The organism is Pseudomonas sp. KK4, from assembly GCF_001984065.1.
Classification (GTDB): Bacteria; Pseudomonadota; Gammaproteobacteria; order Pseudomonadales; family Pseudomonadaceae; genus Aquipseudomonas.
On sequence record NZ_LYVP01000210.1, the window covers coordinates 1 to 4,310 of the forward strand.

3 protein-coding genes are annotated in these 4,310 nt (G+C 51.9%); 2 read left to right on the forward strand and 1 reads right to left on the reverse strand.

The window, feature by feature from the left end:
* Both B0W55_RS31425 and B0W55_RS28800 read left to right on the forward strand, forming a co-directional pair.
* The coding region (locus B0W55_RS31425; RefSeq protein WP_175645587.1) for a DUF637 domain-containing protein at positions 1–2,641 on the forward strand (2,641 nt) is incomplete at its 5' end.
* Positions 2,638–3,489, forward strand: a complete 852-nt coding sequence (locus tag B0W55_RS28800) for a PoNe immunity protein domain-containing protein (RefSeq protein ID WP_077049294.1) — start codon at positions 2,638–2,640, stop codon at positions 3,487–3,489. The genes B0W55_RS31425 and B0W55_RS28800, both read left to right, overlap by 4 nt.
* Positions 3,490–4,028: 539 nt before the next feature.
* Here B0W55_RS28800 and B0W55_RS31430 read toward each other — a convergent pair.
* Positions 4,029–4,310, reverse strand: a 282-nt coding sequence (locus B0W55_RS31430) for a 2-hydroxycarboxylate transporter family protein (RefSeq protein ID WP_218189780.1), incomplete at its 5' end; no start/stop codon positions are given.

The window sequence follows — 4,310 nt, forward strand, 5'->3', positions numbered from 1 at the left end:
GATCACCTCGGGTGGAGATTTGACGCTGGTCAGTGGGGGAGATCAGCGGTATCAGGGTGCCAAGCTCGACAGTGGTAAGGACATCACGCTGGACAGTGGCGGCAGCATTACTTTTGAGGCGGTGAAGGACCTGCATCAGGAGAGTCACGAGAAGAGCAGCAGCGATCTGGCCTGGCAGTCGGCCAACGGTAAGGGCAGTACCGATGAAACGCTGCGCCAGAGTGCGCTGACGGCCAACGGTCAGACCGTCATCAATGCGGTCAACGGCTTGCGCATCGACATCAAGCAGATCGACCAGAAGTCGGTGAGCGAGACCATCGACGCCATGGTGCAGGCCGATCCGAACCTGGCGTGGTTGAAAGCTGCCGAAGCTCGTGGTGATGTAAATTGGCAGCAGGTCAAAGAGATCCACGACGCCTTTGGCTACAGCAGTTCCGGCTTAGGTGCCGGGGCTATGCTGGCCATCATCATTATTGTGGCTGCTTTGACCGCCGGTGCAGCCAGCGCACTGGCGGCCTCGGCGGGCAGCGCTGTGGGAGCGGGTGGCACCATGGCTGCTGCGACAGTGGGAACAGCCGCTACCGCAACCAGCGCCGCTGTGGCGGGCACCGCGGCCGGGCTTGGCAACATCATTGCCACTTCGGTGCTGACGGCGATGGCAGGCAATGCGGCTGTCAATGTCATCAACAACAAGGGCAACCTGGGTACGACGCTCTCGGACACGTTCAACAGCGAGAGCATGAAAAATTACATTATCGCCGGCGTGACCGCAGGTCTCGCCGCCGGCGTGTTTAACGGTTGGACGGGGACTGAAACGGCTCAAGGGACGCCGTTGACCGACTCTACCAGTGGGGCCTTGGCCAATACCGGCAAGGTGGTGGTATTCCCTCCCGGTGGCCTGAGCAGTCTGGGAGGACTCGGCCAATTCGCAGCGAATCAGGCACTGCAAAACACCACCTCGGCACTGCTCAATAAAGCCTTGGGTCGCGATGGCAGCCTGGGCGATGCCTTGCAAAACAGCCTGGTGAATGCGTTTACCGCCTATGGCTTCAACCTGGTCGGGGATACCGGGTTGGCCGATGGTGGTCTGGCCAAAATTGGTTTACACGCGTTGATGGGCGGCTTGGCCTCGTTGGCGGCAGGCAGTGACTTCAAGACCGGCGCCCTGGCAGCAGGCATCAACGAAGCCTTGGTCGATGAGATGGCCAAAAACTATGCTGGTTTGCCCAAGGAGGAACGAGACCGGCTACTAACCATGAACTCGCAGTTAGTGGGGTTAATGGCGACCGCCATCCAAGACCCCAACTCCGATGCCGACAAACTGCAAACGGGAGCTTGGGTTGCACAGAACGGTACGCAGTACAATCGCCAGCTTCATGCCGATGAGCATAACTGGATTAAAGAGCATGCCAAAGAGTTTGCCTTAAGTAACGGCATCAGTGAGGACGAGGCTACCCGGCGCTTGAGCCAACAAGCGCTCAAGGATGTCGATTTCCTTTGGCGGTCAATTTTGACTGATGGCGAAGACAGCGCAGCGCAGGCTTTCTTGAGCAGTTCGGGACAAACATTCACCAATGACTTGGGCGGGCAGCAAGCACTTTTCACCGCCAAAGGTCAGCAGCTTTTTCGACCAGAAATGTTTGCGGACACGGCTGATCCCAAGTTTTATCAGCAGTTTGTTCAAAGCGGTGTCAGTCGTGAACTGAGTGCCGGTTTGCTCAAAGAAATGAAGGATTCAGGCATTAAGACAAAAAATGATGCCGTAGATCTAGCAAAGCTAGCCACAGAGCAACCTGGCGTCGTTCTGGATGGGTTATGGAAAGGCGTGAAAGATCTTCCACAAAGCGTGATAGATGGATTTGTCGAAAGTGGTCACGCGATTGGAGAAGGAGCTGCCGTCAGCTTTAACGACGACCTTGCCCAAAAGTTGGGCATCATCTATGGACAGGATGTTCATAAAGCGCAAGCCACGTTGTTGGCCATTCGAACATTCGTCGCCGTGTCTGGAGCAGGGAGCGCCGCGAAAGCTGGTGGTAAGCTTTCTGAAAAGGCGAGCGAGGCAATTGGTAAAAAGCTGGACGAGGTCATAGACGGTTTGGCGGAGCAGGCCTTCATCAAAAATGGGGGTATCGTTGATCAAAAAGGCAACGCGCTGATCGATTTGAAATCCCTTAGCAATGATCAGAAACGAGTCATTGGTGAGGTATTTGGTGAGACGACGGTGCGACAAATAGTACCTGAAGGCGAAAAGCTAGCGAGAATGCAGGGGGCAGGCGATACAGGTATTGACGATTTGTATCGAGTCAATCGTCCGGATGTAGATTACGTGGTTATCGAGTACAAATTTGTAGGTGACGTCAAAAAAGGCGGAAACACGAGCCTGATAAACACAAATGATGGTAAGCAGGGCAGCGAAAGCTGGACGTTGGGTTCGGGGCGGTTGGAGAAGGCTGTGGGCGAACAACATGCTTTTGATATTTCGCGTGCTATTGATGCAGGTCGCACTGAGACATGGGTTGTGAAGACAGGAGCAAATGGTGCAACTGAGATCCAAGTTCTCGACTCTCTCGGCAAGCCAAAACCTGTCGACACGTCCAAAATACTAGCGTCCAAAACAAATCTTTCAGGAGCACAGCCATGATTCGAGATTCCATCGCGCCAGCAGAATACTGGGAAAAATGGACAATGATTTCTGAGGAGAATATTGCTAAAAATCTCGACCAAATTAAATCTCCCCCGGGTAATCCGATTTATAGACCCCAATTTGTTTTGGACACATGCAGAGAAATTCTGCGTCTCCTCCTTCGACTCTACTCCCAAGGCGGTGCTATTTCCGAGTTGCGGTCACTATTCCCCCAGTTGCTTGATACTTGGGAACTGTCGAATAGTTTGGCGGACAGCGTATGTGCCGAACATAATGTAAGAACCTGCCGTGATTGGGTTTTTGAGTTATCCAACCTCAATCACTACACCTGGTGCTTCTGGCTGGTGGGCTTGGCGCTGTCATTGAAAATTCCCGACGACCAATGGAACCGACTTGTGCATCTCATTGGCGAAGAAGGAAAAGATATATTGTTGGATCAAATTATCGCAAGTCGACAGCCTGGACGTGCTATTGGTACTTTCCTCTTGCATGAAAAGCCGTATGTCCGCTTACTTAAGGCTGTTAATGAAACTAGCGAGCAACAGGCAATATTATTGCAGCAGTTTGTTAGCAGTTGGTATTTTGAGCTCAATCGACGTGGCAAACAGCAACTATGGTGGTACCACTATGGTGACCCTGAGATACAGCCCCTGGAAAAGGGTAGTTACTTTGGACGCTGGTGTATCGAGGCGGTCGCGGCTGTCGAAGCTTTCAAATTAGACGATAGCCTATGTTTGGGTCTCCCACACTATCCAGGCGATTTACTGCGCCCAAATGGACCAAGCACGCATTCGATTCAATTAGAAAAAAAAGGGCGGAGTTGGCTTAGGTTTTTTAGAGTTTAAGATAGGTAAAAATTAAGGCGCCTGGTCAGTCGCGTTAAAAAGGTTGGCAGAATCGTCGACAGCTATTTGACAATACAGCTCTATTTTTCGATAACGAGCTGTGGTGTAAGGGGTATTGCTCCCGATTTCCAAAGTTGATGTGTCAAATAACTCTATGATGAGTGTGTCCAACAAAGGAGTCACCACTCTCAGGTACGTCAATCCAGTTGACGTAGCGAATTGGTGGTGAATGTGGGCAAAGCAGGAGTGCTAGGACATGGAGCCCGTCCGGCACAGAATCACTCTATTTACGATGCATTCGGCGCTGATATGTTCGTTAGCGCAATGCAGAGCTGGGGGATATTACCAATGGAATATCAAAAGAAAGTAAATCCGTCCTCAATTTTTAGATCAAAGATTCATTATTCGTGAGGCCGTCGCGCAACGCTGCTAGCTTTCAGAGTACGTCCGAGGTTCTGAGTGCGGCCCTCGTAAACCGGGCACGGTCATACCGCTACATTGCGGAAGAAAGGGTTAGAAAAAAGCAGCAAAAGGGGTAGTTATATTTCAGTGGGACTGCTGGATCTTAGTCGCAAAGAATAGTCGTAGGGAAGGGTGGCGAAATCTACGACAACTGAACACCAGGGTTCAATGAACACACAAAGCTCATCAAACCCCTCAGCCTCATCGCGAGCAAGCTTCGCTCCTACGGGGTATGCGCCGATGTTGAAACCTCTCAAACAAAAATCTTCAACAACAACGTCGCCAGAATCACCGTAGCCGCCAATGCGCGTCGATATCTGCGCGAACGGCATCAGCGACATCCGGTTCGATGCCGACAG